The organism is Kitasatospora sp. NPDC093550, from assembly GCF_044764985.1.
GTDB lineage: Bacteria > Actinomycetota > Actinomycetes > Streptomycetales > Streptomycetaceae > Kitasatospora.
The window spans coordinates 155,440-182,245 of record NZ_JBIWJF010000002.1 but is presented as its reverse complement, the minus strand read 5'-3'; the positions used below and the strand labels follow the sequence as shown (position 1 = coordinate 182,245).

The window sequence follows — 26,806 nt, the reverse complement described above, 5'->3', positions numbered from 1 at the left end:
GGCTACGCGGCGTCGGGCTTCCGGACCGCGACACGGAAGGCTTCGAGGACGGCCGGGTCGAGCCTGTACCACAGGGTGCGCTGCCTGCCCACGATCTCCGGGTTGTACGCAGCACAACCTCAGCCGGCGCGATCACTCGATCCGCTCCAGCACCTCCCGGGCGAGCCGCGCGTAGCCGGCACGGGCTGCGGCGATTCGCTCGCCGGAACGAAGGCCCTCACGGTCGCGGGGAAAGCAGACCGCAAGCCCCTATCGCCGGTGCGATCACCCGCGGGGGAGCCACTGCCAGTGCAAGACACCTCGCTCCCTCCACCGGTCTGCGCACGTGTCTCGCACCGGTGGCTCCAGTTCGGCAGTGGCTCGCACCAAGCCGACCGTGACACGATGGACATAGATCCTTGACACCAGCCGGCTGACCCCCGCGGGTGCGGGGAGGACGGCCGCGCGACGCGGACCAGGCAGTCCTCCCCGCACCCGCGGGGGTCAGCGGCGCCCTCGGGCCGCGATGGTCCGACCCTGACCCACCGCCGTCGGGCACCGGCGCGGCACGGGGTTTCACGGCCACGCGGCCGGGCAGGCGCGCGGGCACAGCGATCCGCACGGCGGGCTCCAGCGCATCCGCGCGGTGCCCGCCGGGGATCCGGCCGCTGGTCCCGACGAGAGGTGACGGCTGTGCTGCCCCCCACCACCAGTCGCACGCAGACACCCGGAAGCGGCCACCGCGGAACCGGACTGGAGACCATCCGCGTGGCCTCCGTCCCGGCGGGCCACGTCTACGTCCGGCACCTCGGATCACTGCACGGACGGTGGCCGGTGGAACGGCTGACGGACCCGCGGCCGTGCGGCGCGCCCAGCGGGTCGCAGCGCTGGTGGCCTCCGGTCATGCTCGATCCGGCCTGGATACGCACCCACGCCGACGAGTTCGACGTCTTCCACCTGCACTTCGGGTTCGACGCCCAGACCCCGGAGGAGCTGGCGGACCTGGTCGAGGAACTCCGCCGGCAGGCGAAGCCGCTGGTGTACACCGTCCACGACCTGGAGAACCCCCACCACGAGGACCCCGGCCCCCACCGGCGCCAGCTCGACGTGCTCATCCCTGCCGCCGATCACCTCATCACCCTGACCCCGGGCGCCGCCCGGGCCGTCGCCGCCGGCTGGCGGCGCTCGGCCACCGTCCTGCCGCACCCGCACGTCGTCGACCCACCTGAGCTGGCGCTTCCGCGGCAGCGGCACGAGGTGTTCACGGTCGGCGTCCACGCCAAGAGCATCCGGCCGAACATGGCGGTCCTGCCCGTGGTCGAGGTGCTGGCCGAGACGGTGGCCGGCTTCCCGGACGCGCGGCTCCGGGTCGACATCCACCCCGAGGTGGAGGACCCGGGCAGCCACTGGTACTCCCCCGCCGTCCTGCCCCGCCTGCGGGAGCTCGCGGAGCAGCGGCGGCTCGACCTCCACGTGCACGACTACTTCGACGACGACCAGCTGTGGGGCTACCTCTCCGGCCTCGACCTGTCGGTCCTGCCCTACCGGTTCGGCACGCACTCGGGCTGGCTGGAAGCCTGCTACGACCTGGGTACTCCGGTGTGCGCGCCCAGCTGCGGCTACTACGCCCAACAGCGCCCCTGCCTGTCCTACCGGCACGACCGCCACGGTCTGGACGCCGGATCACTGGCAGCGGCGGTCACGACCGCGCATCGCCGCCGGCCCCGGTGGCGGGCGGTGCCGGCTCGACGGGCCGCGGAACGCGAGCAGCTCGCGCGCAGCCACTACGGCATCTACCGGGCCGTCATGCCATGAGAGCGCTGCGCATCGCGCTGGTCGCCTCGATCCGCTTCCCGATCCGCGAGCCCTTCGCCGGCGGTCTGGAGGCTCAGACCTGGGCCCTCGCCCACGGGCTGACCCGGCGCGGCCACCGTGTCACGCTCTTCGCCGCGCCCGGGTCGGACACCACGCTCGGTGTCGACGAACTGCCGGTCCACCGGCCGGTCCTGAGCGATGCGGCCCGCTCGGACCGGAGCATGCCGTCCGCGGAGTGGATGACCGAGCACCACGCCTACCTGCAGCTGATGCTCCGGCTGGCCGACGGAGTCGACGGCTTCGACCTCGTCCACAACAACAGCCTGCACCACCTACCGGTCGCGATGGCCTCGGCCCTGCCCATGCCCGTGGTGACGGCCCTGCACACTCCCCCGACCCCGTGGCTGGAGTCCGCGATCGAGGCGCCCGCCCGGTGCCCGGTCACGTTCACCGCGGTGAGCGAGCACACCGCGCGGGCCTGGGCCCACGTCGTCGACGGCGCGACCGTGGTACCCAACGGCGTCGACACCGCCCGGTGGACCCCGGGGCCCGGCGGCGGCCCACTGGTGTGGTCGGGGCGGATCGTCCCCGAGAAGGGGCCGCACCTGGCCCTGGACGCCGCGCGCACCGCGAACCGCAGCGTGCTCGTCGCCGGGCCCATCAGCGACCGCCGCTACTTCGAGCAGGCCGTCCGCCCCCGTCTGGGCGACGGCGCGCGCTACCTCGGCCACCTGTCCCAACGCGCGCTCGCCCGCCTGGTCGGCCGAGCCAGCGCGACACTGGTGACCCCCTGCTGGGACGAGCCGTACGGTCTGGTCGTCGCGGAGTCACTGGCCTGTGGGACCCCGGTCTGCGCATTCGCCCGCGGCGCCCTCCCCGAGATCCTCACCCCCGGCTGCGGCAGCCTGGTGCCCGCGGACGACACCACCGCCCTGGCCCGTGCGATCGCCTCCACCACCGGACTCCCGCGCGCCGAAGCCCGGCGGCGGGCCGAACAGCACTGCTCCGTCACCGCGATGATCGACCGCTACGAACGGCTGTACCGGGAGCTGACAGCATGACCGGCGACCGGCAGCACGGAGGCCTCCCGATGATCGGCTACTACGTCCACCACCAGGGCCGCGGACACCTCCACCGGGCCCTCGCCGTCGCCGAACACTGCTCGACACCGGTCACCGTCCTCTCCTCGCTCGAGCGCCCCGACCACTGGCAGGCGGAGTGGGTGGAGCTGCCGCGCGACGACACGCCCGCGCGCTCCGACGACACCACCGCCCACGGGCGCCTGCACTGGGTACCCGTCCACCACGCCGGACTCCGCACCCGCATGTCGACGGTCTCCGCCTGGATCGAGCGCCGGCGACCGACGCTCCTCGTCAGCGACGTGTCCGTCGAGGTCACGCTGCTCGCCCGGCTGCTGGGAGTACCCGTGGTCGCCGTCGCCATGCGCGGCGACCGCCGCGACCCCGCCCACGAACTGGCCTACGACATCGCCGACGCCCTCCTCGCCCCGTGGCCGGCCGCCCTCCCCGAACCCGGCTGGCCGGACCACTGGACGAAGAAGACCCTCTGGACCGGCGGGTTCTCCCGCTTCGACCACCGCCTCCACCGCCACCCGCACCACCCCCGCACCGTCCTCCTGATGCTCGGCGCCGGCGGCCACGACATCACCGAGGCGCAGATCGACGCCGCCCGCGACGCCACCCCGAACTGGCACTGGCAGGTCCTCGGCGGCCCGGCCGGATGGACGCCCGACCCCTGGCCCGTCCTCACCTCCGCCGAAGTGATCGTCACCCACGGCGGACAGAACGCGATCGCCGAATGCGCCGCCGCCCGCCGCCCCACCATCGTCCTTCCGCAGGACCGGCCGTACCACGAGCAGCACGCCACCGCACGAGCGCTCCAACACGCCGGACTCGCCGTGGTGGTCCCCGACGGGTGGCCCGCACCGGAGCGGTGGCCCGGTCTGCTGGCGCGGGCCGCCGCCCACGACGGGCGCCGCTGGGCCCGGTACGCCCCCGGCGACGGAGCCGAGCGCGCCGCTCACGCCCTCGAACGCCTGGCCTCCGACCGCGCCCCGGTCCCGGCATGACCGTGCGAACCGCCGTCATCACCCTGGCACACGGCCGGCACCGGCATCTGAGCCGCCAGCACGAGGCCCTGGCCGGCAGCTCGCTGCCCGCCGACACGTACGTCGTGGTCGCCGTGAACGACCCGCACATCGCCGACGGGCTTCCCGAACCGACGCCGCAGCCCCTGATCACTCACCTGGAGGCGGGAGCCGGGACGGGCCTTCCGCTCGCCGCGGCCCGCAACCAGGGCGCCCGCCGTGCGCTCCGCGAAGCAGCCGACGTCCTCGTGTTCCTCGACGTGGACTGCATCCCGTCCGGCGGACTGCTGCACCGCTACACCCGTTCCCTCGCACTGACCGGGGGCACGGGGGTGCACTGCGGGCCGGTCGCCTACCTGCCGCCCGCCCCGGCGGACGGCTACCCCGTCACCGGGCTCGCGGACCTGGCGCGCCCCCATCCGGCCCGCCCGGCTCCCCTCCCCGGTCACGTGCTCCTCGGCGGAGACGAGGACTACCTGCTGTTCTGGTCCCTCTCGTTCGCCCTCACCGCACGGACCTGGCGCACGGTCGGGGGATTCTGCGAGGACTACACCGGATACGGCGGCGAGGACACCGACTTCGGCCAGCTCCTGCGCCGGTCGGGCGTCCCCCTCTACTGGACGGGCGGCGCCACCGCCTTCCACCAGCACCATGCGGTGGAGGACCCGCCCGTGCGGCATCTCGACAGCATCCTCCGCAACGCCGCTCTCTTCCACCGGCGCTGGGGGTGGTGGCCGATGGAGGGATGGCTGCAGGCCTTCGAGGCCCTGGGAATGGCCCACCTGGAGACCCGTACGGGGGTGTGGACTCGGACGGCCGGGTAGCCGTGCAGGGTGCCGGCCCGGTGACGCGGGGCGTCGGTCTTCTGCCGGCGGCGTTGGTCGGGCGTGTGGTCACCGGGAGCGCCGACAGGGCGGTGGAGGTCGTCGCTGTCCTCGCCACTGCGACCAGCGGAGCCGGTGCCGGAAGTCGTGGACTCGTCGCGCGATCGGTGCGGTGAACAGGTGCTGGATCTCTTTGCTCATGAGCGGGATCAGGTCGTCTGGCGCGGGATGGTCGCGACGGGACTCGCGGAGAGCTCGGACTCAGGCGGCCCGGGGCAGTGCCGTCGCGGCGCGGGCCTCGTCGTAGCGGTGGAGGATGAGGCGGGCTACGGCGTCGTGGGCCGCCAGTGGAGGGCTCGTCCACCTGGCTTGCGTCGTGGCGGCTCGGCGGGCGAAGAAGCCGGGGGCCAAGAGGTAGGTGGCTACGGCGACGTCGGGGTGGCCGGCCGCGCGCAGGGCGGCCACTGCCTCGTGTGGGGTGGGGCCCGTGGCGGACAGGTGGGCGGGGGTCACCGGGCGGCCCAGGCGGCGTGCCAGGAGGTGTGCCATCCGGGTCGTGTCGGCGATGGCGGTCGGGTCGGACGAGCCCGCGCCGGCGAGGACCACCGGGGCTTCGGGCCTGGCGCCGGTCTCGGCCAGCCTCGCTGCGAGGGCTTCGGCGAGCAGCGGGTGTGGGCCGAGTGCGCGGGCGACCTGGGATGGGGGGAGGCCGGCGGCGGCCACTGCGGCCGGGATGTCCACGCGCACGTGGTAGCCGGTGCTCAGGAGCAGGGGGACCAGGATCGGCTGCTCGCCGCGTAGTTGGGACAAGGCGCGAGGAAGAGACGGGCGGTTCAGGTCCAGGAAGCCGTACTGGACCTGAAGTTCAGGACGGAGCGTGCGAACACGACGCAGCAGGGCGTGAATCGTGGCGGAGGAGGAAGCGTCCCGGCTCCCGTGTGCGACGGCCAGCAGCATCAGCCGGCCGCCAACCGGTAGCCCCGCTTGGGCACCGTCCGGATGAGCCCCGCGTGCGGTCCGAGCGCCGCGCGCAGCCGTCCGACGGCCGCCTCCACCGCGTGTTCGTCCGCGGTCACGTCAGGCCAGGCCACGCGCAGGAGATCGGCGCGGCTCAGTACGCGGCCCGGGCGTTCGGCGAGGGCGCGGAGGACAGCGGCGCCGCGGGGGCTGAGGACGTGGCTCCTGCCGTCGACCAGGGCCGCGTTGCCCTGGAGCGTCAGCACCACGTCGGACAGCGGGATCTCGCGTCTGCCGAGGGTGGGCAGGGTCTCCGCGAGCAGGCGGACGAGCGAGCCGAGCCGGCCGCGTTCCGGGTGGACCGTCGGCAGGCCGAGGTCCGCGAGCGGACGGGCGCACAGGGCTCCGACGCACACGGACAGGACGTCCCCGCGCAGGGCGTCGAGGACGGGTTCGCGCAGGCCCTCGGCCTCCGCCGTGGCGAGGAAGGCGGCGACGGCGGGTGCGCTGGTGAAGGTGAGCGCGTGCACCTGGCGCCTGACGGTCTGGTCGACGAGCCGTCGCACCGGGGCCATGTCGTCCGGCGGGGCCCACTGGTAGACGGGAACGGAGATCACCTCGGCGCCGCGCTCGCGCAGCGCCGCCGCGAAGGCGTCGAGCCGCAGGCCGTGTTCCTGGACCGCGATCCGACGGCCGTCGAGGGGGCGGCCGAGCAGCCAGGTGAGGAGCTCGCCGGTGGCTTCGGTGCTGGGAGAGAAGACCTCGGAGACGCCGCTGGCCCGGACCGCGCCGGTGGCCTTGGGGCCCCGGCTGAGGACGACCGCGCCCCGGCAGGCCTCCGCGAGGGCGGCGCCGCGGCCCCACCCCTCGGCGGCACTCATCCAGCCGCGCCAGCCGACGCCGGTAGTGGCGACGACGTAGTCGAGCGGGGCGGCCAGGCACCGCTCGGTGGCCTCGCGCAGGGCGAGGTCGTCGGCGAGCGGCATGATGCGCAGCACGGGCGCCTCGATCACCTGCGCGCCGCGTCGGGTGAGGAGCGCCACGAGTTCCTCGCGGCGGCGCGCCGCGGTCACTCCGACGGTGAAGCCGGTGAGTGGCCCGGGCCGGGTGGTGGGGTTTGCCATGCTCGCCATGCGGGTCAGCGTGCGGCGCACACGTTACGGGGGTGTTGCCCGCCCGTCACCCCCGGGTAAGCGAACCCGCTGCTCCGGTTACGGCCAATGTCCCCTGCTGCGCACACTGCGGCCCCACGGGCGTGAGGGAGGCGTACCGCGCCCGCAACACGCGTGACGCGGCGGCGAAACAGCGGAGGACGACATTCCTCGGCATGAACCCCACCGGATCACCGGCCCCGCCGCCGCCCACCGACACCCACTGCCCGTACTGCTCGCTGCAGTGCGGCATGCGGCTGGCCGGTGTCGACGGCGTGGCCGAGGTGCTTGAGCGGCCGGAGTTCCCGGTGAACCGCGGCGCGCTGTGCGGCAAGGGCCGTTCGGCGGCGGCGGTGCTCGCCCGGGACGTCCGTCTCGCCGGCCCGCTGCTGCGCGACCGCCCCGGCGGGCCGCTGCGGGCGGCGGGTTGGCCGGAGGCGCTGGACCGCGTGGCGGGCGGGCTCGCCCGGGTGCGCGAGCGGTACGGTCCGGACGCGGTGGGCGTGTTCGGCGGGGGCGGGCTGACGAACGAGAAGGCTTACCTGCTGGGCAAGTTCGCCCGGGTGGTGCTGCGCACCGCGAACATCGACTACAACGGTCGGTTCTGCATGTCCTCGGCGGCGGCCGCGCACCGCAGGGCCTTCGGACTGGACCGTGGCCTGCCGTTCCCGCTGGAGGACATCCCGCACACCGGCTGTCTGATCCTGGTCGGCGGCAACCCGGCCGAGACGATGCCGCCGGCCGTCCGCTACTTCCGTGAATTGCGGGAGAACGGCGGCACGCTGATCGTCGTCGACCCGCGCCGCACCCGGACCGCCGAGCTCGCGGACCTGCACCTGCAGCCCCGCCCCGGCGGCGACCTGGCGCTCGCGCTGGGCCTGCTGCACCTGGTGATCGCCGACGGTCTGGTGGACAGGGACTTCGTCGCCGGACGGACCGCCGGCTTCGAGGCGGCCCGCGAGTCCGCGATGGCGCACTGGCCGGACCGCGTCGAGCGGATCACCGGCGTGCCGGCCCACCACATGCGGGAGGCTGCAAGGCTGTTCGGCACCGCCGCGACCGGCATGGTGCTCACCGCGCGCGGCCCCGAGCAGCAGAGCAAAGGCACCGACACCGTCAGTGCGTGGATCAACCTGTGCCTGGCGACCGGCCACTCCGGCCGCCCGTTCAGCGGCTACGGCTGCCTGACCGGGCAGGGCAACGGACAGGGCGGACGCGAACACGGCCAGAAGGCCGACCAGTTGCCCGGCTACCGCTCGATCGAGGACCCGGCCGCCCGGGCGCACGTCGCCGGCGTCTGGGGCGTCCCGGCGGAGAGCATCCCCGGCCCGGGCGTGTCGGCGTACGAGCTGCTGGAGGGCCTCGGCCGACCGGACGGCGTCCGGGCGCTGCTGCTGGCCGGCTCCAACCCGGCCGTGTCCGCGCCGAATGCCGGCCACGTCACCGAGCGCCTGCGCACGCTGGACCTGCTGGTCGTCGCCGACCTGGTGCTGTCCGAGACGGCCCGCCTCGCGGACGTCGTGCTGCCCGTGACGCAGTGGGCGGAGGAGGACGGCACCACCACGAACCTGGAGGGCCGGGTCATCCTGCGCCGCCGCGCCTTCGACCCGCCGGAGGGCGTCCGCAGCGAGCTGTGGGTGCTGCACGAACTGGCCGCCCGCCTGGGCGTCGCGACCGGCTTCCCGACGGACGCCGAGGAGGCCTTCGACGAGCTGCGCCGTGCCTCGGCCGGCGGTGACGCCGACTACGCGGGCATCAGCTACCAGCGGATCGCGGCGGAGGACGGCGTGTTCTGGCCCTGCCCGTCCGAGGACCACCCGGGCACCAGGCGGCTCTTCCTCGACCGGTACGCGACGCCGGACGGCCGGGCCCGCTTCGCGGCCGTCACCCACCGCCCGGCCGGCGAGGAACCGGACGAGGAGTACCCGCTCTTCCTGACCACCGGCCGGGTGCTGGCCCAGTACCAGAGCGGCGCGCAGACCCGCCGGGTGGCCGAGCTGACCAGGGCCGCGCCCGGCCCGTTCGTCGAGCTGCACCCGCGGCTCGCCGAGCGGCTCGGGGTGGCCGAGGGCGAGCCCGTGGCGGTGACCAGCCGGCGCGGACGGGCGGTGGCCCCGGCGCGGATCACCGACGCGATCCGGGCGGACACGGTGTTCATGCCCTTCCACTGGCCGGGCGCGGGCCGGGCGAACAGCCTGACCAACCCCGCGCTCGACCCGGTGTCCCGGATGCCGGAGTTCAAGCTGTGCGCCGTCCGCGTGGAACGGATCCAAGAGGAGGCAGCCCGATGACCCCGGTGACCCAGAAGACCCCGGTGACCCGATGACCCCGAGGATCGCCGTCGTCGGAGGCGGCATGGCCGGCGCCCGCTTCGCCGAGCGCTACGGCGCGCTCGGCGGGCCCGGCAGTGCGACCGTCTACGGTGCCGAGCCACGCGCGCCCTACAACCGCGTGCTGCTCGCGGACGTCCTGACCGGGCGCTACGACGCCGAGTCGATCGCGCTACCGCTCGGCGGCGCCGAGGCCCGGCCCGGCTGCGAGGTGGTGGCCCTCGACCCGGCCGCCCGCACGCTGACCCTGGCCGACGGCACCGTCGAGCCGTGGGACGAGCTCGTCCTCGCGACCGGCTCCAACCCGGTGCTGCCGCCGGTGCGGGGGCTGCGCCGCCCCGACGGCCTGGGCCTCGCCGAGGGCGTCCACACCCTGCGCACGCTGGCGGACTGCGGGCGGCTCGCCGAGGAGGCCGTCACCGCGAAACGCGCGGTGGTGATCGGCGGCGGGGTGCTCGGCGTGAGCGCCGCCCGGGCGCTCGCAGCGCTCGGCGTCCGCACCGAAATCGTGCACCAGGGACCGCATCTGATCGAGCGTCATCTGGACGGCGGGGCGGCCGAGGTCTTGCGGGAGCGGCTGCTCGCGCTCGGCGTCGAGACCTACGCCGGCAACCGCGCCCGCGCCGTCCGCGGCGGGGAGAGAGTCGGTGCGGTGGAACTGGCCAACGGCTACCGGCTCGACTGCGACCTGGTGGTGCTGGCCTGTGGCACCCGCCCGCGCACCGCCCTCGCGTACGGCGCCGGGCTGGCGGTCGGCACCGGGATCCTGGTGGACGACCGGCTCGCCACCGCCGCCCCGCACGTGTCCGCGATCGGCGACTGCGCCGAGCACCGCGGCGCCGTGCACGGCCTGGCCGGCCCCGCCTGGGAGCAGGCCGACGTGCTCGCCCGGCGGCTGTCCGGCGCCGACCCGGACGCCCGCTACACCGGCAGCCTCCGGCGCACCCGGCTCAGCACCGGTGACCTGGAGTACGCGGCCTTCGGCGCCGTGGACGAGGCCCTCGACCCCGGACTCGACGTCCTGCGGATCGCCGACGCGACCCGCGGCAGCTACAAGAAGCTGGTCCTGCGCGGCGACCGCCTGGTCGGCGCGATCCTGCTCGGCGACTTGGCCACCGTGGACGCGCTGGCCGGCGCCTTCGAGAGCGGAGGACCGCTCGGCGGCCACCCCCTGCACCTGCTCACCCGAGGAGTATCGCGATGACCCCAGCCCCCCGGAGCATCCGGGACCTGGTCCTGGTCGGCCACGGCATGGTCGGCCAGCGCTTCCTGGAGGCGTTCACCGCGCACCCCGCCGCGGCCGACTGGCGGGTCACCGTGCTCGCCGAGGAACCCCGGCCCGCGTACGACCGGGTGCACCTGAGCGCGCTGTTCGACGGCCGCACCGCCGAGGACCTCTCGCTGTGCCCGCCCGGCTTCCTTTCCGAGCACGGCATCGACCTGCGCCTCGGCGACCCGGTCACCGCGATCGACCGGGCCGGGCGGACCGTCACCACCCGGTCCGGTGCCGAACTCCGCTATGACGCGCTCGTGCTGGCCACCGGCTCGGTCCCGTTCGTCCCGCCGGTACCCGGCAAGGACGCCCCCGGCTGCCACGTCTACCGCACCATCGAGGACGTCGACGCGATCCGCGCAGGAGCGGAGGAAGCCCGCACCGGCGTCGTCGTCGGCGGCGGCCTGCTCGGCCTGGAGGCCGCCGGCGCGCTGCGGGCCGGCGGCCTCACCACCCACGTCGTCGAGTTCGCGCCCCGCCTGATGGCCGTGCAGGTCGACGACGGCGGCGGCGCCGTGCTCCGCCGCAAGATCGAGGACCTCGGCGTGACGGTGCACACCAGCGCCGGCGCGAGCGGCGTCGTCACCGGCGAGGACGGCCGGGTCACCGGGCTCGCTCTCTCGGACGGCCGAGAACTCGCCGCCGACCTCGTGGTGTTCTCGGCCGGCGTGCGCGCCCGCGACCAGCTCGCCCGGGACTGCGACCTGCCGGTCGGCGCCCGCGGCGGCATCGTCGTCGACGAGCACTGCCGCACCGTCGACCCGGCGGTCCTCGCCATCGGCGAGTGCGCCCAGGCCGTCGACGGTCGCGTCTACGGCCTCGTCGCCCCCGGCTACCAGATGGCCGAGACCGCCGCCCGTACCCTCGCGGAACTGCCCGCCGGGGGCTTCACCGGTGCCGACACCTCCACCAAGCTCAAGCTCCTCGGTGTCGACGTCGCCAGCTTCGGCGACCCGCACGGCACCGCCGAGGGCGCGTGCGACGTGCTCTACAGCGACAGCCGCGGCGGCGTCTACCGCAAGCTCGTCATCGGCCCGGACGGCGCCCTGCTCGGCGGCGTCCTGGTCGGCGACACCGACGCCTACGGCACGCTGCGCTCGCTCGCGGTGGCCGGCAAGCCGCTCACCGTCCCAGCCGAACAGCTCGTCCTGCCCGCCGGGTTCGCCGACACCGGGCCGGTCGCGCTGCCCGACGACGCGGTGCTCTGCTCCTGCCACAACGTGACGCAGGGCGCCGTCCGCGCCGCCGTCCGTGACCAGAACTGCGACAGCGTCGCCGCCGTCAAGAAGTGCACCCGGGCCGGCACCGGCTGCGGGAGCTGCGTCAAGATGCTCGGCACCGTCGTCACCGAGGAGCTGGAGGCGGCCGGCGTCAGCACCGACAAGGGCCTGTGCGAGCACTTCGCGCACACCCGCGCCGAGCTGTACGAGATCGTCCGCGTCACCGGCATCACCGCCTTCTCCGACCTGCTAGAGCGGCACGGCAGCGGCGAGGGCTGCGAGGTCTGCAAGCCCACCGTCGCCTCCATCCTGGCCAGCCTCGGCAACGGCCACATCCTCGACGGCGAGCAGGGCGCCCTCCAGGACTCCAACGACCACTTCCTCGCCAATCTCCAGCGCAACGGCTCCTACTCAGTCGTCCCGCGCGTGCCCGGCGGCGAGATCACCCCCGAGGGCCTCATCGCGATCGGCGAGATCGCCCGCGACCACGGCCTCTACACCAAGATCACCGGCGGCCAGCGGATCGACATGTTCGGCGCCACCGTCGACGAACTCCCGGTGATCTGGCGGAAGCTGGTCGACGCGGGGTTCGAGTCCGGGCACGCCTACGGCAAGTCGCTGCGCACCGTGAAGTCCTGCGTCGGCGATGCCTGGTGCCGCTACGGCGTCCAGGACTCCACCACGCTCGCCATCGAACTGGAGCTCCGCTACCGGGGGTTGCGCTCCCCGCACAAACTCAAGGCCGCCGTCTCCGGCTGCGCCCGCGAGTGCGCGGAGGCGCAGAGCAAGGACTTCGGCATCATCGCCACCTCGGCGGGTTGGAACCTCTACGTCGGCGGCAACGGCGGCATGACGCCCCGGCACGCCGACCTGCTCGCCGCCGACCTCGACCGCGAGACGCTCATCCGCACCATCGACCGCTACCTGATGTTCTACATCCGCACCGCCGACCGGCTGGAGCGCACCTCGGTCTGGCTGGAGCGCCTGGAGGGCGGCCTCGACCACCTGCGGGCCGTCGTCCTCGACGACTCGCTCGGCATCGCCGCCGAGCTCGACGACCTGATGGCCCGCCACATCGGCAACTACCGGGACGAATGGGCCGAGACCCTGGCCGACCCCGACCGGATGCGTCGCTTCTCCTCCTTCGTCAACGCCCCCGGAACGCCCGACCCGGCCGTGACCTTCGTCCCCGAACGCGGCCAGATCCGCCCCGCCCGCCCCGGCGAGGAGGGGCGGCCCCTCTCCACCCTCACCGGCCCCACCGCCCCGGTGCTCGTCGCCGGAGCCCGACTGGAGGTGCTCACCCCGTGACCGTTCAGATCCACGACGGCACCCGCTGGCACGCCGTCTGCACCCTCGCCGACCTGCAGCCCGGCCGCGGCGTCACCGCCCTGATCGGTGGGGCCGCCGACGGCCACCAGGTCGCCGTGTTCGTCGACCGCGCCGGGACGCTGTACGCCGTCGACAACCTCGACCCGTTCAGCGGCGCCCAGGTGCTCTCCCGCGGCCTGCTCGGCAGCCGCGGCGACCGGCCGACCCTCGCCTCGCCCATGTACAAGCACGTCTTCGACCTCACCGACGGCCGCTGCCTCGACGAGGACACCGCCCCCGACGGCAGCCCGGCCGTCCTGAAGGTGTGGCCGGTCCGGGTCGCGGGAGGTGCGCGGTGACGACCGCCGTCGGGACCAGACCGGCCGACCTGCGCGGCTGGGACCCGGAGGACGAGGAGTTCTGGCAGCGCTCCGGCGCCCGCATCGCCCGGCGCAACCTCGTCTTCTCCGTCCTGTCCGAGCACATCGGCTTCTCGGTGTGGAGCCTGTGGTCGGTGCTCGTGCTGTTCCTCGGGCCCGAGTACCACATCGACACCGCGGGCAAGTTCACGCTCACTGCGCTCCCCACCGCGCTCGGCGCGCTGCTGCGCCTGCCGTACACCTTCGCCGTCGCGCGGTTCGGCGGGCGGAACTGGACGGTGATCAGCGCTCTGCTGCTGCTCGTGCCGACCACGCTCGCGGCGCTCGCCCTGAAGCCCGGCGTCCCGTACGGGACGCTTCTCGCGGTCGCCTGCGTGGCCGGCGTCGGCGGCGGCAACTTCGCCTCCTCGATGGCCAACATCAACGCCTTCTACCCGCACCGGCTCAAGGGCTGGGCGCTCGGCATCAACGCGGGGGGCGGCAACCTCGGCGTACCGGCGGTGCAGCTGCTCGGGCTGCTCGTCCTCGGCACCGCGGGCGCGGCCCATCCGCGGCTACTGCCACTGATCTACCTGCCGCTGATCGTGCTCGCGGCGGCGGGGGCGTGGTGGAAGATGGACAACCTGGCGGTGCCGCTGTCCGGTTCGAAGGAGGGCCGGGCGCTGCGCGAGGTGGCCCGGGACCCGTACGGCTGGGCCGTGTCGGCGCTGTACATCGGCACCTTCGGCTCGTTCATCGGGTTCGGCTTCGCCTTCGGACAGGTGCTCCAGGTGCAGTTCCACGACCGGTTCGACACCCCGGTCAAGGCCGCCGCGCTCACCTTCCTCGGACCGCTGCTCGGCTCGCTGCTGCGGCCCGTCGGCGGGCGGCTCGCCGACCGCTGGGGCGGGGCGCGCGTCACGCTCGCGACGTTCGCGGCGATGGGCGCCGGGACGGCCGCCGTGCTCGCCGCATCCCGGGCGGGCTCGCTGCCCCTGTTCCTCGCCGGGTTCATCGCGCTGTTCGTGCTCAGCGGGATCGGCAACGGCTCGACGTACAAGATGATCCCCGCGCACTACCAGAGCCGGGCCCGCACCGCCGTCGCCGCGGGCGCCGACCCGGCGATGGCGGAGGCCGACGCCCGGCGGCGCTCCGCCGCGCTCATCGGGCTCGCGGGGGCGATCGGGGCGTTCGGCGGGGTGCTCGTCAACCTCGCCTTCCGACAGTCGTTCCAGGCCAGCCACAACGGGGACGCCGCGTACGTCGGCTTCCTGGCGGCGTACCTGGCGTGCTCGGCGCTCACCTGGCTCGTCTGGCTGCGGCCGGGCGCCGCGCGGGCGGGGCTGGTGCGGCAGTCGGCGTGAGGCCGGTCTCCCGTGCGCCGGGTGACGCACGCCGGGTGGCGTGAGCCAGGCTGACCGGGCCGGCCTTCCCGGCGTTCCCAGCCGCACGAGGAGGACCCGGTGGGGGCGAAGGAAGCCGCGCAGCAGGTCCTGAAGGTCCCGCTCGGCCAGGACCCCCGGCCCGACCCTTACCTGGAGCTGCTGCGCCTGGGCGCCGCGAGCGAGCACATCGAGGCTGAGGCGGTGGTCACCCTGATGACCGTGGTGGCCGAGCCTTCGCGCGACCGGCCGAAGCCCTCGCCGCCCACACCACCTCCGGCGGGCCGACGACGAGGATGCGCCACTGCGCTCGTCCCCGAGATCCGCCCGCCCGGCTGACGCCACAAGCACTGATGGCCGACGAGGCCGCGATCCTCGTCGGCCATCAGCGTTTGAGCTGTTCAGGCCCACGTCGGCGTCGGCCGGAAGCGGAGTGGCGGAAGTGCCGCCATGCTGGGTGTCCGGACACGATCCCGTTGCGGAGGGTGGTGTCACGGCTGCGGGGTGCTGTGCGTCGCCGGTCTGACGGCCTGTCGGTCCGGCGGATGCGGGGCATCGGCCGCCGCACGCGTGCCAACCCCCGTCCGACCCCTCGTCCACACCGGAAAGGACCCTCGATGACCGTCCCCCCGAGACTCCTCGCCACCCGCCCTGGCTCAGCGGCCGGCCGCTGCGCGGCGCTGGCCGTCGCGCTCGGCATCGCCGTCACGGTGGCCGGTGCGGGCCCCGCCCACGGCGCGCAGGCCGCCCGAGGCCCGTTCCCCGTGCCGGTGGCACTCGGCGCGGCCCGTCAGGTCATCACCGTCAAGGCCGAGGGCACCCGTGCCGCGGTGACCCTGTGGGACGGGCGGGACGGCGCCTGGCGGCCCGTCGAATCCACGGCCGAGGCACGGATCGGGTACGGCGGACTCCGCGACGGCCTCACCCGCGTCCAGGGCACCGGCACCACACCCACCGGCACCTACACCCTCACCCAGGCCTTCGGCCTCGCCCCCGACCCGGGCACGAGGATGCCCTACCACCGCGTCACCACGCACGACTGGTGGGTCCAGGACCCCTCCTCCGCCCACTACAACCGCATGCGCACCGACACCGAGGGCGGCTTCCACCTCACCGAAGAGGGTCCCCTGGGCAGCGAGCACCTCGTCGACCACCCGGTCCAGTACGACAACGTCCTGGTCGTCGACTTCAACACCGCCCCCGTCGTGAAGGGCCGCGGTGCCGGGATCTTCCTCCACGACCTCGGCACCCGGGCCGACGCCACCGGCGGCTGCGTCGCCGTCCCCGCCGCCTTCATGACCCGGACGATGCGCTGGATCGACCCCGCCGACCACCCGGTCATCGCCATCGGCTAGGACGACGGTGCGGTGCGGTGGGGGCGGGGAGGCGGGGGGTCAGCGGGCGGTGGCGACGGTGCGGAAGCCCATCGCCCGGGCGAACTGCACACCCAGGTGGCCCAGCCCGCCCAGGCCCAGGACGGCCACGGTGTCACCGGGCCCGGCGGCGGAGCGGCGCAGCGCGTTGAAGACGGTGATCCCGGCGCAGGCCAGCGGCGCGGCCTCGACGGCCGTCAGCTCGTCGGGGATCGCGGCCAGGGCCATCACCGGGACGACGACGCTGTCGGCGTAGCCGCCGGGGAAGGCCGCGCCGGGGACGGCGAGCTCGGGGCAGTGGATGGCGTCACCGGTGCGGCAGGCGTCGCAGCGTCCGCAGCTGCCGCCGTACCAGCCGACGGCCACCCGGTCGCCGGGCTTCCAGCCCTCCACGCCCTCGCCGAGGGCGTCGATCCGGCCGGCGATCTCGTGACCGGGGGTGACCGGGAAGGTGGTGCCGGGCAGGGCTCCGGCGGCGATCAGCAGGTCGGAGTGGCAGACGCCGCACGCCTCGACGGTGATGCGCACGGCACCGGGCCCCGGCTCGCGGAGCGGTATCTCGGCCAGCTCGGACGTGCCGCCCGGGGAGGCGATCAGGACGGCGCGTGACGTGCCGGAGGCCTGGGAGGCGGGGCGGGGGGTGTCGGTGGCAGCCATCGGGGAACCCTTCCGTCCGGGGCGGCGCGAGGGCTGGGCCCGCGCCTGCTGACCCCACCGGCTTGGTGCGGCTCCGGACGGTTCTCCACGCGAGCGGGACGGCTGCGGGCTGCCGCTCCGCCCCCGGGTCCGAAGGCCCTCGGCCTTCCCGATGTCACACCCGTGCTGGAGGATCCGGGTATGACGCAGCATCAGGATGACGAGACAGCCCCGGCCGACCCGGCGACCGCCTACCTGGCGGGGGTCCGAGAGCGCCTGACGGCGGACGGCACGCACCTCACCCGGGCCGGCTGGCAGGGCCACCGGGTGGTGGTCGGCAGCCGGTCGGACCGCAAGGCGCGGTGGCTGGGCACCAAGGTGGAACTGTTCGTGTTCGCCGCCGCCGTGCCCGGGGTCGACGGCGGTTCGCTGGCCGAGTTCACGGGATGGGCGCTGGAGTACGCGAAGGGGATCCGCAGCGGCGTGGCCGGGGCCCGGAACGCGGCGATGGTCCTGCCCGCGCTGATCAGCAGCGGCGTCCACCCGTCCGCGGCGCAGTGGGCCGCCGCGGACGGGCGGGTGCTCGGGACGACGCTGATAGCCCGGCCCGTCGTGGTGGAGCCGGCCGCTCGGGGTACGGCCCGGGTCACCCTGTACCGGGGGCGGGCCGCGTGGGGCGGGATGTTCACCTCGCACGTCCTGGAGAAGGCCGCGCTGTACTTCCCGTGAGCGTCCCGGATCCGGTCCAGGGTGACCCGGGCCGTACCCGCGAGCGCGATGTGTCCGGGGTGCCGGCCCCGGGCGGGGCCGGCGGTCGGTGTCAGCCCTGGCAGAGGCCGCGGGTGTAGTCGTAGGTCGCGGCGGTCTGCGAGTACTGCCACTGCGGGGCGAGCAGCCGCTCGTCGAGCTGCGCCGCGGCGGTGCGGTTCTCGACGACGTAGCCGAAGTCCTGCAGCCAGGCCGGGTAGAGGTTCTTGGAGCCGATGAAGAAGGCGGCTCCGTCGACCGAGACCAGCTTGTGGTGCAGGGCGTACGGGTGGCCGTCGGCCCAGGTCGCGGTGGGCGCGGCGCGGAACGGGGCGAGCTGGAGGTTCTGGCACATGGTCGCCTTGGCCCGGGCCGGGTCGCCCAGGCGGGTGGTGAGGCGGGCGGCGAGGGTGTCGCTGATCTCGTTCACGGACTTGATCTGCGAGTAGCCGCCGCTGCCGACCGTGCCCCGGTTGCCCGGGTCGCTGACCACGATGCGGACCTTCACGCCCTCGGCCATCTTGGCCGCGAGCAGGTCGAACAGGCGCGCGTCGTAGCGGGGCAGCGGCGGGCAGGTGCCGGTCACGTCCTGCTGGGAGATGTCGATGCGGCTGCCGGCGCCGGCGACCAGCGCGCGCAGGGCGTTCTCCTCCGGGTTGACGGTCTCGTAGTCCCGGTCGGCGTTGGTGTTGTCGTGCAGGCCGATCGGGCCGCACGTGAGGTCGTCGGCGGTGGGCACCGGCTCGGGGCGGTAGGCGGAGCTGCGGTCCTTGTCGCGGATGCCGACGCCGAGGCCGCCGACGGCGATGACCTGCTGTCCGCCGGTGGCGGGCACCCGGTCGGCCGTCGGGTTGGCGCGCTTCTCCAGGTCGGGGGTGCAGGCGGCGCCGTTGGTGGAGGCGAACCAGGCGGCCGAGAACACGCCGGTGTTGCGGCAGGTCCAGTCCCAGAGGGTGTCCAGGTAGGCGCCGGCGGAGGCGGCGGCCGGGCCGGTCAGCGCGAGGTCGACGTCGGTGACGGGGTGGGCGGTGTCGAGGTAGTCGTTCTTCCAGTTGTTGATCCCGCCGGTGATGACGCTCTGCCCGTCGACGACCAGCAGCTTGGAGTGGTTCCAGGAGAACGCGGTCTTGGCGGTGGTCATCGAGGCGACCTCGATGGTGACGCGGCCGGCGGCGGAGCCGAGCCTGGCCACCAGGTCGTCCCGGTACTTCGACGGGAGCGCGGTGATGTTGTACAGCGGCGCGGCCCCGGCGAGGACCCGTACGTGCGGGGTGTGCCCGGCGGCCACGGACGCCTTGAGGCCGTCCGCGATGGCGTCCTGGAACGCGCCCTCCGGGAAGGGGGCGAGGGTCGATATGTCCACGGTCCGGGTGGCCCGGGAGATGTTCTCGCGCATCTTGTCGAGCAGTCGGCGGGTGCCGGTGCGCTCGGTGCAGGAGGGGTCGCCCCAGCAGCCGGGGGTCTGCAGCAGCCAGCCGCCCGGGTCGCCGGCCGGCGCGTCGAGCCGGTTGCCCGCCGTGCGCTGCCACACCGTGCCCTCCAGGCCGGGCGACACCTGACGCAGGGTCCGCTCCACCGCGTCCAGGAACGGGGTGGCGTCGGCCTGCGCGGCCGGCGCGGCGGCGGCCGTGGCGCCGACCGCCCCGGTGGCCGGGGCGGGCGCGGGTGCCGGCTCGGCGAACGCGGGGGCGACGGGCAGCGCGCAGACGGCGGTGGCGAGGGCCAGCGCCGTACCGGCGAGTCGGCGGCCGGAACGGCGGGGCTGGTGACGGAGCACGTACGGGTCCTTCATGACAGGCCGGGGGTGTTCACCCGGGCGACACCAATGGATTACTCAAGGGTAACCTGATGTGATGTCAGGATCGCGCCAAGATTGGCTCCGCAGCTCCGGCCCGGGCGCCGTCCGCGGCATGAACGATCTTGTCCCGGAACGGAGTTGGTACCGGTGCGGGGCGTGATCTTGAATTTCCGACGGGACGCTGCCGCCGATCGGCCGGCGGTCAGCCCGCCGATCAGCCGTCGTTCTCCGCGGCGGGCAGGTACGCGCCGGGCACGTCCTTCGGCGCGTGGATCACCGACTCCCCCGGGGACGGAGTGGTCCAGTTGTGCGTCTGGCACCAGACCCAGGTGGTCCATCTGCGCCAGGCTCGCGCGGTCCGGCACCGCGGTCGGGCCGGTCAGCCGCTGCTGCGCCTTCCAGGCCTCCCACTCGGCCGCGACGGCCTGCCGTGCCGCGGGTCCAACTCCCGGCGCCCGTCCGCCAGTCCGCCCAGCGGGCCGGAGTAGCGGACCCGTTCGGTGGCGAGGATCGCCACCTCGTCGCACAGTGATTCGGGGTCGTCCATCCGGTGACCGGACAGCACCACCGTCACCCCGCCGGCCGCGAGCCGGCGCAGCGCGCCGTGCGCGTGCTGCTTGCCCGCCGGGTCCAGCCCGTTGGACGGCTCGTCGAGCACCAGCAGCCGCGGGCCCGTGAGCAGCGCCGCGGCCAGTCCGAGGCGCTGGCGCATGCCCGGCGAGAAGCCGCGCACCCGGTCGTCGGCGACCTCCGACAGCCCGACCTCGGCCAGCACCTCGTCGATCCGCCCGGCTCGCGAGCCCGGGCCGCGCAGTGCCGCCGGAGCGGCCAGGTTCCGGCGCGCGTTCGGCGACGGGTACAGCCCGGGGCCGTCCACGAACCCGGCCACCCCGTCCGGCGCCGACGCCCGCCCGACCGGCCGGCCCAGCACCTCCAGCTCGCCGCCGTCGGCGACGGCCAGTCCCAGCAGCAGCCCGAGCAGCGTCGCCTTCCCGGCGCCGTTCGGCCCGGCCGGCCCGTGGATCCGCCCGGGCGTGACCTCGAACCCGACGCCGTCGAGCGCCGCGACGTCACCGAAGCACTTCGTCAACCCGCGTGCGCGTACGGCCAGTTGCGTGTCGTCCATAGGCCCTTCCCGCCAGTCCCCGAGGGGGGTAGGGCGTTGACGGGGTGCCGTCCGGAGCACGCGGTGGAACGCGGTTGAACACCGGGGGAACCGCAGCCGCCCGGTGCCCGGGCCCCGGTCGGCGTCGGCGGGGACCGGCCACCCGCGTTTCGTCCACGCCGTTCTCCGCGCCCAACCCTATGGTTTGTGCATGGTTATGGCAGCACCCACCGGGATCGAGCACCAACTGGACCGGCTCTACCCGCCCGCCCCCGGCGGACTCGCCACCTGGCTCCCCGGCGGGCACGGCGACGGCCTGTCGGCCGGCACCGCGCAGGCCCTCGACCGCCGCCTGCACCATGCCCTCGCCGAACCCGTACGCCACATGGTGGACGCGGGCGGCAAACGGTGGCGCCCCCGGCTGCTCACCCAGATCGTCGAACTGCTCGGCGGCGACGCCGAGCAGTTCGGTGTCCTCGCGGCCGCCCTCGAACTCGCCCACACCGGCTCGCTGGTCGTCGACGACGTCCAGGACGGCTCGCCGATGCGCCGCGCCAGACCCGCCGCGCACGAGGTGTACGGCCTGCCCGTCGCCCTGACCGCGGGCACCTGCGCCTACTTCGCCTTCGACCGGGCCATCGACCTGTGCGCCCCCGACGACCCGGCGCTGCGGGGCCGGATGCGCGAAGCCCTGCTCGCCGCACTGCGGGCGGCCCACGCCGGCCAGGCCCTCGACATCCAGGGCCACCGTCGCGAGATGGACCACGCCCTCGCCACCGGCGACAACGGCCCGCTGCTGGAACTCGTCCTCGCCACCCACCGGCTGAAGTCCGGTGCCCTGGTGGGCGCGTGCTGCCAGATCGCCGCCCTCGCCGCCGGGGCCTCCCCCGCCCTCTGCCGGGCCCTGCTGGACTGGGGAACAGCGATCGGCACCGCCTACCAGATCAGCGACGACGTCGCCGACCTGCGCGGCGTCACCGACGAGGACGGCACCCTCACCAAGCACCCCGCCGAGGACCTCCGCAACGGCAAGGTCACCCTCCCCCTCGCCCACGCCGTCACCCTGCTCCCCGGCCCCACCGCCCAGGCCCTGTGGACCACCGTCCGCGACGGCGACGCCACCGACGCCGCCATCCACACGGCCCGCCGCACCCTCCTCACCTGCGGCGCCACCACGGCCGCCGAAGACGACGCCGACCACCTCTGCACCACCGCCTGGCAGTCCCTCGAACCCCTCCTCCCCTCGACCCCGGCCACCACCCGCCTCCGCGCCACCGGTCACCACGCGGCGGGCGCGGGCCGGGGCGCGTGAGAGCCGGACGGCGCCAGGGTCGTCGTCAATTCCCCGTCGTCCGCCCGAACAACCAGCGGGCCGGTACGGGGCACCTCCCGCCCGAGAGCTCGGGGAGCGCCGCCCCGCAGGTGGGGCTCGACGGCGGAAAGGCCAGGGCCCGTGGCGTCGGCCGGTGATCAGCGGATGGCGACCGAGTGACCCGTGACGGCGGGGTTGTTCACCGCGTTCGGCGACCCCTGACCGGGCGGCCGGGTGCTGACGTGCGCGTAGTACGTGACACCGTGCGTCAGCGGCATGTCGACGAGGTGGCGGAACTCCTGCGCGCTCGACGTGAAGGTGGCCGTGGGGAACCCGCGCGGGCCCCCGGCCGGGTAGGCGTACACGTCCCCCGCGGTCAGCCCGACGCCGCGCAGCACCTCGGCCGCCACCAGGGCCACCAGCGCGGTGCGGTCGGCGGCCCAGGCCAGCTGCCCGGCCAGCCTCAGGAAGCGGGGCATCTGGCGGGCGACCGTCCCGAAGGTCACCTTGGCGCCCGCGAACTCGTGCCGGGCCCAGCCGTAGTCGTAGCGCATCGGGCCGCCGAACAGCAGCTGTTCGCTCTCGGAGACCGGGGGGTGGTCCGTCGTCGGGCCGGTGCGGGGCGGGGTCATGGCACTCCTGCCGCGGGGGAGGACGGGTGGGGACGGGCAGTGGGTCCGGGCGGTTCTCGGCGAGGTGCCGGGATGCCCAGTGTCCGTGCTGTGGCCGACTGTTGGGCCGGGCGTCGGCCGGATCACCCGAGTGGGTGACGGGTGAGGACGGTCGGGGTGATCGCTCGTCAGGTGTATGCTGACCGGTTCGCCGCTCGGCGGGCGCCGACGAGGAGTCGGCGGGCGGGGAGGGCCGTGGTGGTCGCGGAGTTGTGGGAGCGGGTGCTGCACCAGCGGGGCGCGTACTCGACGGTGGCGGTCGCGGGCGAGCGGGTGCTGGTGCACGAGCGGCGCACCCGGCTGGTGTGCCTGGGCGCGGCGGACGGCGCACTGCGGTGGGACGCCCCGGTGGGCGCCTGGCCGCGGGCGTTGGTCGTGGTGGGGCAGCGGGTGCTGGTGCTGCCCCAGGATCGGCCGGTGCTGTCCTGCCTGAGCCTCGGCACCGGGGAGCTGCTCTGGCGGGCCGAGGTGGCGCATTGGACCGGCCAGGTCGCGGTCGCCGACGGCGTGGTGCTGGTGGGCGGCTGGCGCGGCTACACGCCGCTGCACGCGTTCGACCTGACGGACGGTCGGCCGCTGTGGCGGGCGGCGGCGCGCACGATGACGGAGCGGCCGGTCGCCTGGGCCGGCGGGCTGCTGCTGGGCGACGGCGGGCGGGCGTGGCTGGTCGATCCGCGGGACGGGCGGGAGCTGGAGTCCTGGTGGCTCCCCGCACCCCTGACGGGTGCCGACGGGAACGCGGTGTTCACCGTGGTGGACCCGGACCGCTGCGCGGTGGTCTGTGACGGCGGGACGGTGCTGGTGCTCCGAGCGGCGGGCGGACGGGCCGAGCGGCTGCCGGCCCACGAGGGCGCGCTGCTGGGCGAGGCGCCGCTACCGGTGGACGGACTGCTGTGGCTGCGCGAGGTGCGCTCCGGGGGCGGGTACGTCGCGGTCGATCCGCTGGACGGTGCGCGCCGACGGCGGATCGGCGTGGAAGGGCGCCCCCTGGCGCGCGGGGTGGTCGGTACGACGGGGGGCGCGGCGGTCGCCACCGAGGACGGCGCGCTGGTCCACCTGGACGGCGACGGCGGGGTGGCCGGGCGGGAGCGGCTGGGCGGCCGGATCACGGCCCTGCGGGACCTGGGCGCGGGCCGGCTGCTGGCCGTCACCCGGAACAGCCTGCGCGGATGGCGGCTCTGACGGGGCCGTTCGGGTCGGTTCGGCCGGGCGGGCGTTTGACGATCACCGCGGAGGGGACTGCTGTCGGTTCGCCGACGGCCAGAGGAGTCCCCGTGCCCGAACTTCCCACCGATCCCCCGACCCCGCCGTCCCGGACGCCGTCCGGCTCGGAGGACGGGCGTTACGGAACGGACCTCTTCGCCCCGGACGAGACGGGCGAGGGCGAGCGCATCGACTACGGCGCGTTGGCCTACGACGCGGTGAGCCGCGCCCGGCTGACCGCGCTGGGCGTCGGTCCGGGCTGGCGCTGCCTCGACGTGGGCGCGGGTACCGGGACGATCAGCCGCTGGCTGGCCGAGGAGGCCGGGGTGGACGAGGTCCTGGCGCTCGACCGCGACCCGCGTTTCGTGAACGCCCGCCCGACCGGTCGGCTCCGCACGATGGCCGCCGACCTCACCGACCCGTCGCTGGAGCCCGGCCGGTTCGACCTGGTCCACTGCCGGTTCGTCCTGATGCACCTCCCGCAGCACGCCGAGGTGCTGGCGCGGCTGGCCGACTGGGTGGCGCCCGGCGGCTGGCTGGTGGTCGGCGACGCCGTCGACCTGACCACGGCGGACTCGCCGGAGCCCGTCTACCGGCGGGCCATGGCGGCCATGTGGCAGGTCCTGCGCGAACGGATCGGCACGGACACCGGCTGGGTGACGCGCTACCCGCACCTCCTGCGGGAACTGGGGCTGCGGGAGGTCGGCGCGGAGTTGCACGTGCCGCCGCTGACCCCCGACGCGCCCGTCACCGCGTTCTGGCGCACCACCTGGCTCAGCATGCGCGAAGCCCTGGAGGCCGCCGCCGCACCGGACGGCGGGGCCGCCCTGGCGCCGGGCGGACTCGACCGGGCCCTGGAGTACCTGTCCTCGCCCGAGCTCGCCGAGCTCTCCCCCGGCATGGTCACCGCCTGGGGCCGCCGCCCGGCCTGACCCCGGCACCGCGGAGGGTGCCCGGTCAGCCTTCGCGGTGCAGGTCGCAGGGCTGCTGGATGGCGGACGGCGCGTCACTGCTGACGATGGCGACCTTCGGGATCGACCCGGTCTGCGCGGGGGCGTCCTCGGCGGTGCAGACCAGCTGCTGGATGGCGGGGGCGGACAGCGAGGCCGCGGGCCAGGACAGCCGCAGCGTGATGGTGCCGGGTGAGGCCGTCGCCTGGACCCGGCCGCCCGCGGGCAGCTCGCTGTACAGACCGGAGTGCGCCTCGGACCGGTCGGGCCCGGCGACCAGCGTGTCCAGGGTCTGCTGCAGGCCCTGGCGCTGGGCGCCCGGCCGGATGGTCAGCCGGATGCCGTGCTGGTCGAGGAAGTACAGCCGGGTGCCGGGCTTGACGCCGGTGGCCGGTCGCCCGCTCTTCACCGGGTCGGTGGTCGCGATCGAGCAGCCGGAGGCCGTCAGCAGCACCAGGGCGGCGGCGACGGGGAGCAGGCGGCACCGGGCGGCCGCCTCCGCGCGGGCCGCCTCGGCGCAGGCCACCTCCGCGCCGGCCGCCTCTCCGCCGGCCAGCGCTCCTCTGGCGACTTCTCCTGTGGTCACTTCTCCTCCGTGAGGATGCCGCGCGGGAGGACGAGGGTGAACACCGCGCCGCCGCGCGGGGAGTTGGCGGCCTCGATGAGTCCGCCGTGCAGCCGGGCGTTCTCCTGGGCGATGGCGAGCCCGAGCCCGCTGCCCTCGGAGCGCCGTCGCGCCCTGTCGGCCTTGTAGAACCGGTCGAACAGGTACGGCAGTTCGGCGGGCGGGATGCCCGCCCCGCGGTCGGTGACGGTCAGCAGCAGGTCGCCGTCCGCCGCCTCCCGCAGGGTCAGCCGGACGGGCGGGCGCCCGTGGCGCAGCGCGTTGCCGACGAGGTTGGCGACGATCACGTCGAAGCGGCGCGGGTCGAGCCGTACGGGCAGCGCCGCGGGCAGGTCGAGGTCGACCTGGTCGCTCCAGCCGCGCAGGTCGAGGGTCTCGCGGACGGCGACGGCGGCGTCGATGGACTCGGTGCGCAGCGGGGCGGCGCCGGCGTCGAGGCGGGAGATCTCGATGAGGTCGTTGACGAGGCGGGTGAGCCGGGTGGTCTCGGTGCTGATCATGCGCAGGGCGGTGGCGGTGTCCGGGGGGAGGTGCTCGGCGTCCTCGTCGAGGATGTCGGTGACGGCGAGCATGGCGGCGAGCGGGGTGCGCAGTTCGTGGGAGACGTCGGCGGCGAACTGCCGGCCCTGGGATTCGACGGCGCGCAGTTCCTCGATGGTGCCCTGGAGGGTGCGGGCGGTGTGGTTGAAGGTCTTGGAGAGCTGGGCGAGTTCGTCGTGTCCGGTGACGCTGAGGCGGGTGTCGAGCTCGCCCTGGGCGAGGGCGTGGGCGGCGTCGCCCAGGGCCCGGACCGGCCGCAGGACCTGGCGGGCGGCGAGCAGGGCGAGCCCGGCGGCGAGGACGGCGGCGAACGCCCCGGCCCCGGCGGCGCCGGCCAGGAGGGCGTCGGCGGCGCTCTGCTCGCGGTCGAGCGGGAGGACGGCGTAGACGGTGAGCCCCGAGGGGGCGCCGGGCGCGGCGGCGGAGGTGACGGGGACGCCGGCGGCGAGCCAGGGGTGGCCGCCGGCGCTGAAGCGCTGGAACGCGGCGTGGCCGCCGCGGACGGTGGCCTGCAGGGCGGACGGTACGGCGACGGGCTGGGTCCACTGGGAGTGCTCGGTGCCGTAGGCGGCCATGACGCGCCAGTCGCGGAACCCGCCGGTGCCGGACAACTCGCCTGCCAGGATGTCGAGTTCACCCTGGGTCGGCGGGAACGGCAGGGCCGGGGCGAGCACGTCGATGCGTCGGCGCAGCTCGTCCAGGGTGGTGTCCTGGGTCAGGTCGAGGGTGGAGTTGGTGGCGGCCCGGTAGGTGAGCGCGGCGGTGGCCAGTGCGCTCAGGGCGGCGACGGCGACGAAGGCGACCAGCAGCCGCGGCCGCAGGCCGGCTGCGGCGCGGCGCAGCCGGACCTTGCGCGGGAGGCGGCGCGGGGGCAGGGGTTCCGTGGTCACAGCGCTCCGAACCGGCCGCCGGAGCTGCACCGCCCGGACGGCCGGACGCCCTCCCGCCGGCGCGGGCCCGGTGCCCGCGCCGCGCGTGCGGAGTCGTCGTCCTCGATCAGCTGTACCCGTGCCATGCCAGTCAGTATCCCGCCCCCACCTGCGGAGATGCGCCCGGGGCACGGTTGCGGGCACGGGTCGTGGCGGAACGGCCGCGCGTCCGGCCGGGAGCCCGCCCGCTGGTCGCGAAACGCTCACAC

At 75.0% G+C, this 26,806-nt stretch carries 22 protein-coding genes and 2 pseudogenes; 15 read left to right on the top strand and 9 right to left on the bottom strand.

Annotation, left to right across the window (positions count from 1 at the left end; translation table 11 throughout):
* Positions 1-747: 747 nt before the first annotated feature.
* The 4 genes from ACIRD3_RS03985 to ACIRD3_RS03970 are packed head-to-tail and all read left to right on the top strand — an operon-like array spanning position 748 to position 4,725.
* Positions 748-1,794: a glycosyltransferase family 1 protein gene (locus ACIRD3_RS03985; RefSeq protein WP_402211205.1), complete on the top strand. Its 1,047-nt coding sequence runs from the start codon at positions 748-750 to the stop codon at positions 1,792-1,794.
* The gene (locus ACIRD3_RS03980) at positions 1,791-2,855 is read left to right on the top strand and encodes a glycosyltransferase family 4 protein (RefSeq protein ID WP_402211203.1); all 1,065 of its coding nucleotides are present in this window, start codon (positions 1,791-1,793) and stop codon (positions 2,853-2,855) included. The genes ACIRD3_RS03985 and ACIRD3_RS03980 overlap by 4 nt, the downstream gene beginning before the upstream one ends.
* On the top strand, positions 2,852-3,883 hold the full coding sequence (locus tag ACIRD3_RS03975) for a glycosyltransferase (RefSeq protein ID WP_402211200.1): 1,032 nt from the start codon (positions 2,852-2,854) through the stop codon (positions 3,881-3,883). The genes ACIRD3_RS03980 and ACIRD3_RS03975 overlap by 4 nt, the downstream gene beginning before the upstream one ends.
* Complete coding sequence (locus ACIRD3_RS03970; RefSeq protein ID WP_402211197.1) at positions 3,880-4,725, top strand: glycosyltransferase family 2 protein; 846 nt, start codon at positions 3,880-3,882, stop codon at positions 4,723-4,725. The genes ACIRD3_RS03975 and ACIRD3_RS03970 overlap by 4 nt, the downstream gene beginning before the upstream one ends.
* A gap of 261 nt (positions 4,726-4,986) precedes the next feature.
* On the opposite strand, the gene ACIRD3_RS03965 is transcribed toward ACIRD3_RS03970, so the two are convergent.
* Positions 4,987-5,682: a sirohydrochlorin chelatase gene (locus ACIRD3_RS03965; RefSeq protein WP_402211195.1), complete on the bottom strand. Its 696-nt coding sequence runs from the start codon at positions 5,680-5,682 to the stop codon at positions 4,987-4,989.
* Positions 5,682-6,806 carry a uroporphyrinogen-III synthase gene (locus ACIRD3_RS03960; RefSeq protein WP_402211943.1) on the bottom strand — a complete coding sequence of 375 codons (1,125 nt, stop codon included), beginning with the start codon at positions 6,804-6,806 and terminating at the stop codon, positions 5,682-5,684. The genes ACIRD3_RS03965 and ACIRD3_RS03960 overlap by 1 nt, the downstream gene beginning before the upstream one ends.
* Before the next feature lie 203 nt (positions 6,807-7,009).
* Between ACIRD3_RS03960 and ACIRD3_RS03955 the strand changes: the two genes are divergently transcribed.
* The 7 genes from ACIRD3_RS03955 to ACIRD3_RS03925 all read left to right on the top strand — a co-directional run bounded on the left by ACIRD3_RS03955 (position 7,010) and on the right by ACIRD3_RS03925 (position 16,063).
* Positions 7,010-9,124 (top strand): molybdopterin oxidoreductase family protein, encoded by a 2,115-nt coding sequence (locus ACIRD3_RS03955; RefSeq protein WP_402211192.1) that lies wholly within the window; start codon positions 7,010-7,012, stop codon positions 9,122-9,124.
* A gap of 31 nt (positions 9,125-9,155) precedes the next feature.
* The gene (locus tag ACIRD3_RS03950) at positions 9,156-10,367 is read left to right on the top strand and encodes an NAD(P)/FAD-dependent oxidoreductase (RefSeq protein WP_402211189.1); all 1,212 of its coding nucleotides are present in this window, start codon (positions 9,156-9,158) and stop codon (positions 10,365-10,367) included.
* The gene (nirB, locus tag ACIRD3_RS03945; protein ID WP_402211186.1) at positions 10,364-12,967 is read left to right on the top strand and encodes a nitrite reductase large subunit NirB; all 2,604 of its coding nucleotides are present in this window, start codon (positions 10,364-10,366) and stop codon (positions 12,965-12,967) included. The genes ACIRD3_RS03950 and nirB overlap by 4 nt, the downstream gene beginning before the upstream one ends.
* Complete coding sequence (nirD, locus tag ACIRD3_RS03940) at positions 12,964-13,326, top strand: nitrite reductase small subunit NirD (protein WP_402211183.1); 363 nt, start codon at positions 12,964-12,966, stop codon at positions 13,324-13,326. The genes nirB and nirD overlap by 4 nt, the downstream gene beginning before the upstream one ends.
* On the top strand, positions 13,323-14,690 hold the full coding sequence (locus ACIRD3_RS03935; RefSeq protein WP_402211180.1) for a nitrate/nitrite transporter: 1,368 nt from the start codon (positions 13,323-13,325) through the stop codon (positions 14,688-14,690). Before nirD ends, ACIRD3_RS03935 begins: the two co-directional genes overlap by 4 nt.
* Before the next feature lie 99 nt (positions 14,691-14,789).
* Positions 14,790-15,047 carry a hypothetical protein gene (locus tag ACIRD3_RS03930; protein WP_402211178.1) on the top strand — a complete coding sequence of 86 codons (258 nt, stop codon included), beginning with the start codon at positions 14,790-14,792 and terminating at the stop codon, positions 15,045-15,047.
* Positions 15,048-15,325: 278 nt separating this feature from the next.
* Positions 15,326-16,063, top strand: coding sequence for a L,D-transpeptidase family protein (locus tag ACIRD3_RS03925; RefSeq protein ID WP_402211175.1), 738 nt, complete (start codon positions 15,326-15,328; stop codon positions 16,061-16,063).
* A gap of 42 nt (positions 16,064-16,105) precedes the next feature.
* On the opposite strand, the pseudogene ACIRD3_RS03920 reads toward ACIRD3_RS03925, so the two are convergent.
* Positions 16,106-16,738 (bottom strand): annotated as a pseudogene (locus tag ACIRD3_RS03920) (alcohol dehydrogenase catalytic domain-containing protein); the annotation flags it as partial.
* 180 nt (positions 16,739-16,918) lie between these two features.
* On the opposite strand from ACIRD3_RS03920, the gene ACIRD3_RS03915 reads away from it, so the two are divergent.
* Entirely contained in the window at positions 16,919-17,446 is a 528-nt protein-coding gene (locus ACIRD3_RS03915; RefSeq protein WP_402211172.1) for a hypothetical protein, read from the top strand.
* A gap of 91 nt (positions 17,447-17,537) precedes the next feature.
* Here ACIRD3_RS03915 and ACIRD3_RS03910 read toward each other — a convergent pair whose 3' ends face one another.
* Together ACIRD3_RS03910 and ACIRD3_RS03905 are read right to left on the bottom strand one after the other, a co-directional pair.
* A complete protein-coding gene (locus ACIRD3_RS03910; protein WP_402211169.1) occupies positions 17,538-19,241 on the bottom strand; it encodes a phospholipase in 1,704 nt (567 codons plus the stop codon).
* Between the two features lie 454 nt (positions 19,242-19,695).
* Positions 19,696-20,388 (bottom strand): annotated as a pseudogene (locus ACIRD3_RS03905) (ABC transporter ATP-binding protein); the annotation flags it as partial.
* Between the two features lie 190 nt (positions 20,389-20,578).
* On the opposite strand from ACIRD3_RS03905, the gene ACIRD3_RS03900 reads away from it, so the two are divergent.
* The gene (locus tag ACIRD3_RS03900) at positions 20,579-21,679 is read left to right on the top strand and encodes a polyprenyl synthetase family protein (protein WP_402211167.1); all 1,101 of its coding nucleotides are present in this window, start codon (positions 20,579-20,581) and stop codon (positions 21,677-21,679) included.
* Positions 21,680-21,837: 158 nt separating this feature from the next.
* Here the strand turns inward: ACIRD3_RS03900 and ACIRD3_RS03895 are convergent, their stop codons facing one another.
* Complete coding sequence (locus ACIRD3_RS03895; RefSeq protein ID WP_402211164.1) at positions 21,838-22,311, bottom strand: hypothetical protein; 474 nt, start codon at positions 22,309-22,311, stop codon at positions 21,838-21,840.
* Positions 22,312-22,548: 237 nt separating this feature from the next.
* Here ACIRD3_RS03895 and ACIRD3_RS03890 point away from each other — a divergent pair, with 237 nt between their 5' ends.
* Both ACIRD3_RS03890 and ACIRD3_RS03885 read left to right on the top strand, forming a co-directional pair.
* Complete coding sequence (locus tag ACIRD3_RS03890; protein WP_402211161.1) at positions 22,549-23,532, top strand: PQQ-binding-like beta-propeller repeat protein; 984 nt, start codon at positions 22,549-22,551, stop codon at positions 23,530-23,532.
* A 92-nt stretch (positions 23,533-23,624) separates the two neighbouring features.
* Complete coding sequence (locus ACIRD3_RS03885; protein WP_402211158.1) at positions 23,625-24,485, top strand: class I SAM-dependent methyltransferase; 861 nt, start codon at positions 23,625-23,627, stop codon at positions 24,483-24,485.
* A 25-nt stretch (positions 24,486-24,510) separates the two neighbouring features.
* On the opposite strand, the gene ACIRD3_RS03880 is transcribed toward ACIRD3_RS03885, so the two are convergent.
* The 3 genes from ACIRD3_RS03880 to ACIRD3_RS03870 are packed head-to-tail and all read right to left on the bottom strand — an operon-like array spanning position 24,511 to position 26,683.
* On the bottom strand, positions 24,511-25,089 hold the full coding sequence (locus tag ACIRD3_RS03880) for a GerMN domain-containing protein (RefSeq protein ID WP_402211155.1): 579 nt from the start codon (positions 25,087-25,089) through the stop codon (positions 24,511-24,513).
* Positions 25,086-26,558: a sensor histidine kinase gene (locus tag ACIRD3_RS03875; RefSeq protein ID WP_402211152.1), complete on the bottom strand. Its 1,473-nt coding sequence runs from the start codon at positions 26,556-26,558 to the stop codon at positions 25,086-25,088. The genes ACIRD3_RS03880 and ACIRD3_RS03875 overlap by 4 nt, the downstream gene beginning before the upstream one ends.
* Entirely contained in the window at positions 26,555-26,683 is a 129-nt protein-coding gene (locus ACIRD3_RS03870; protein ID WP_402211149.1) for a hypothetical protein, read from the bottom strand. The genes ACIRD3_RS03875 and ACIRD3_RS03870 overlap by 4 nt, the downstream gene beginning before the upstream one ends.
* Positions 26,684-26,806: the final 123 nt, after the last annotated feature.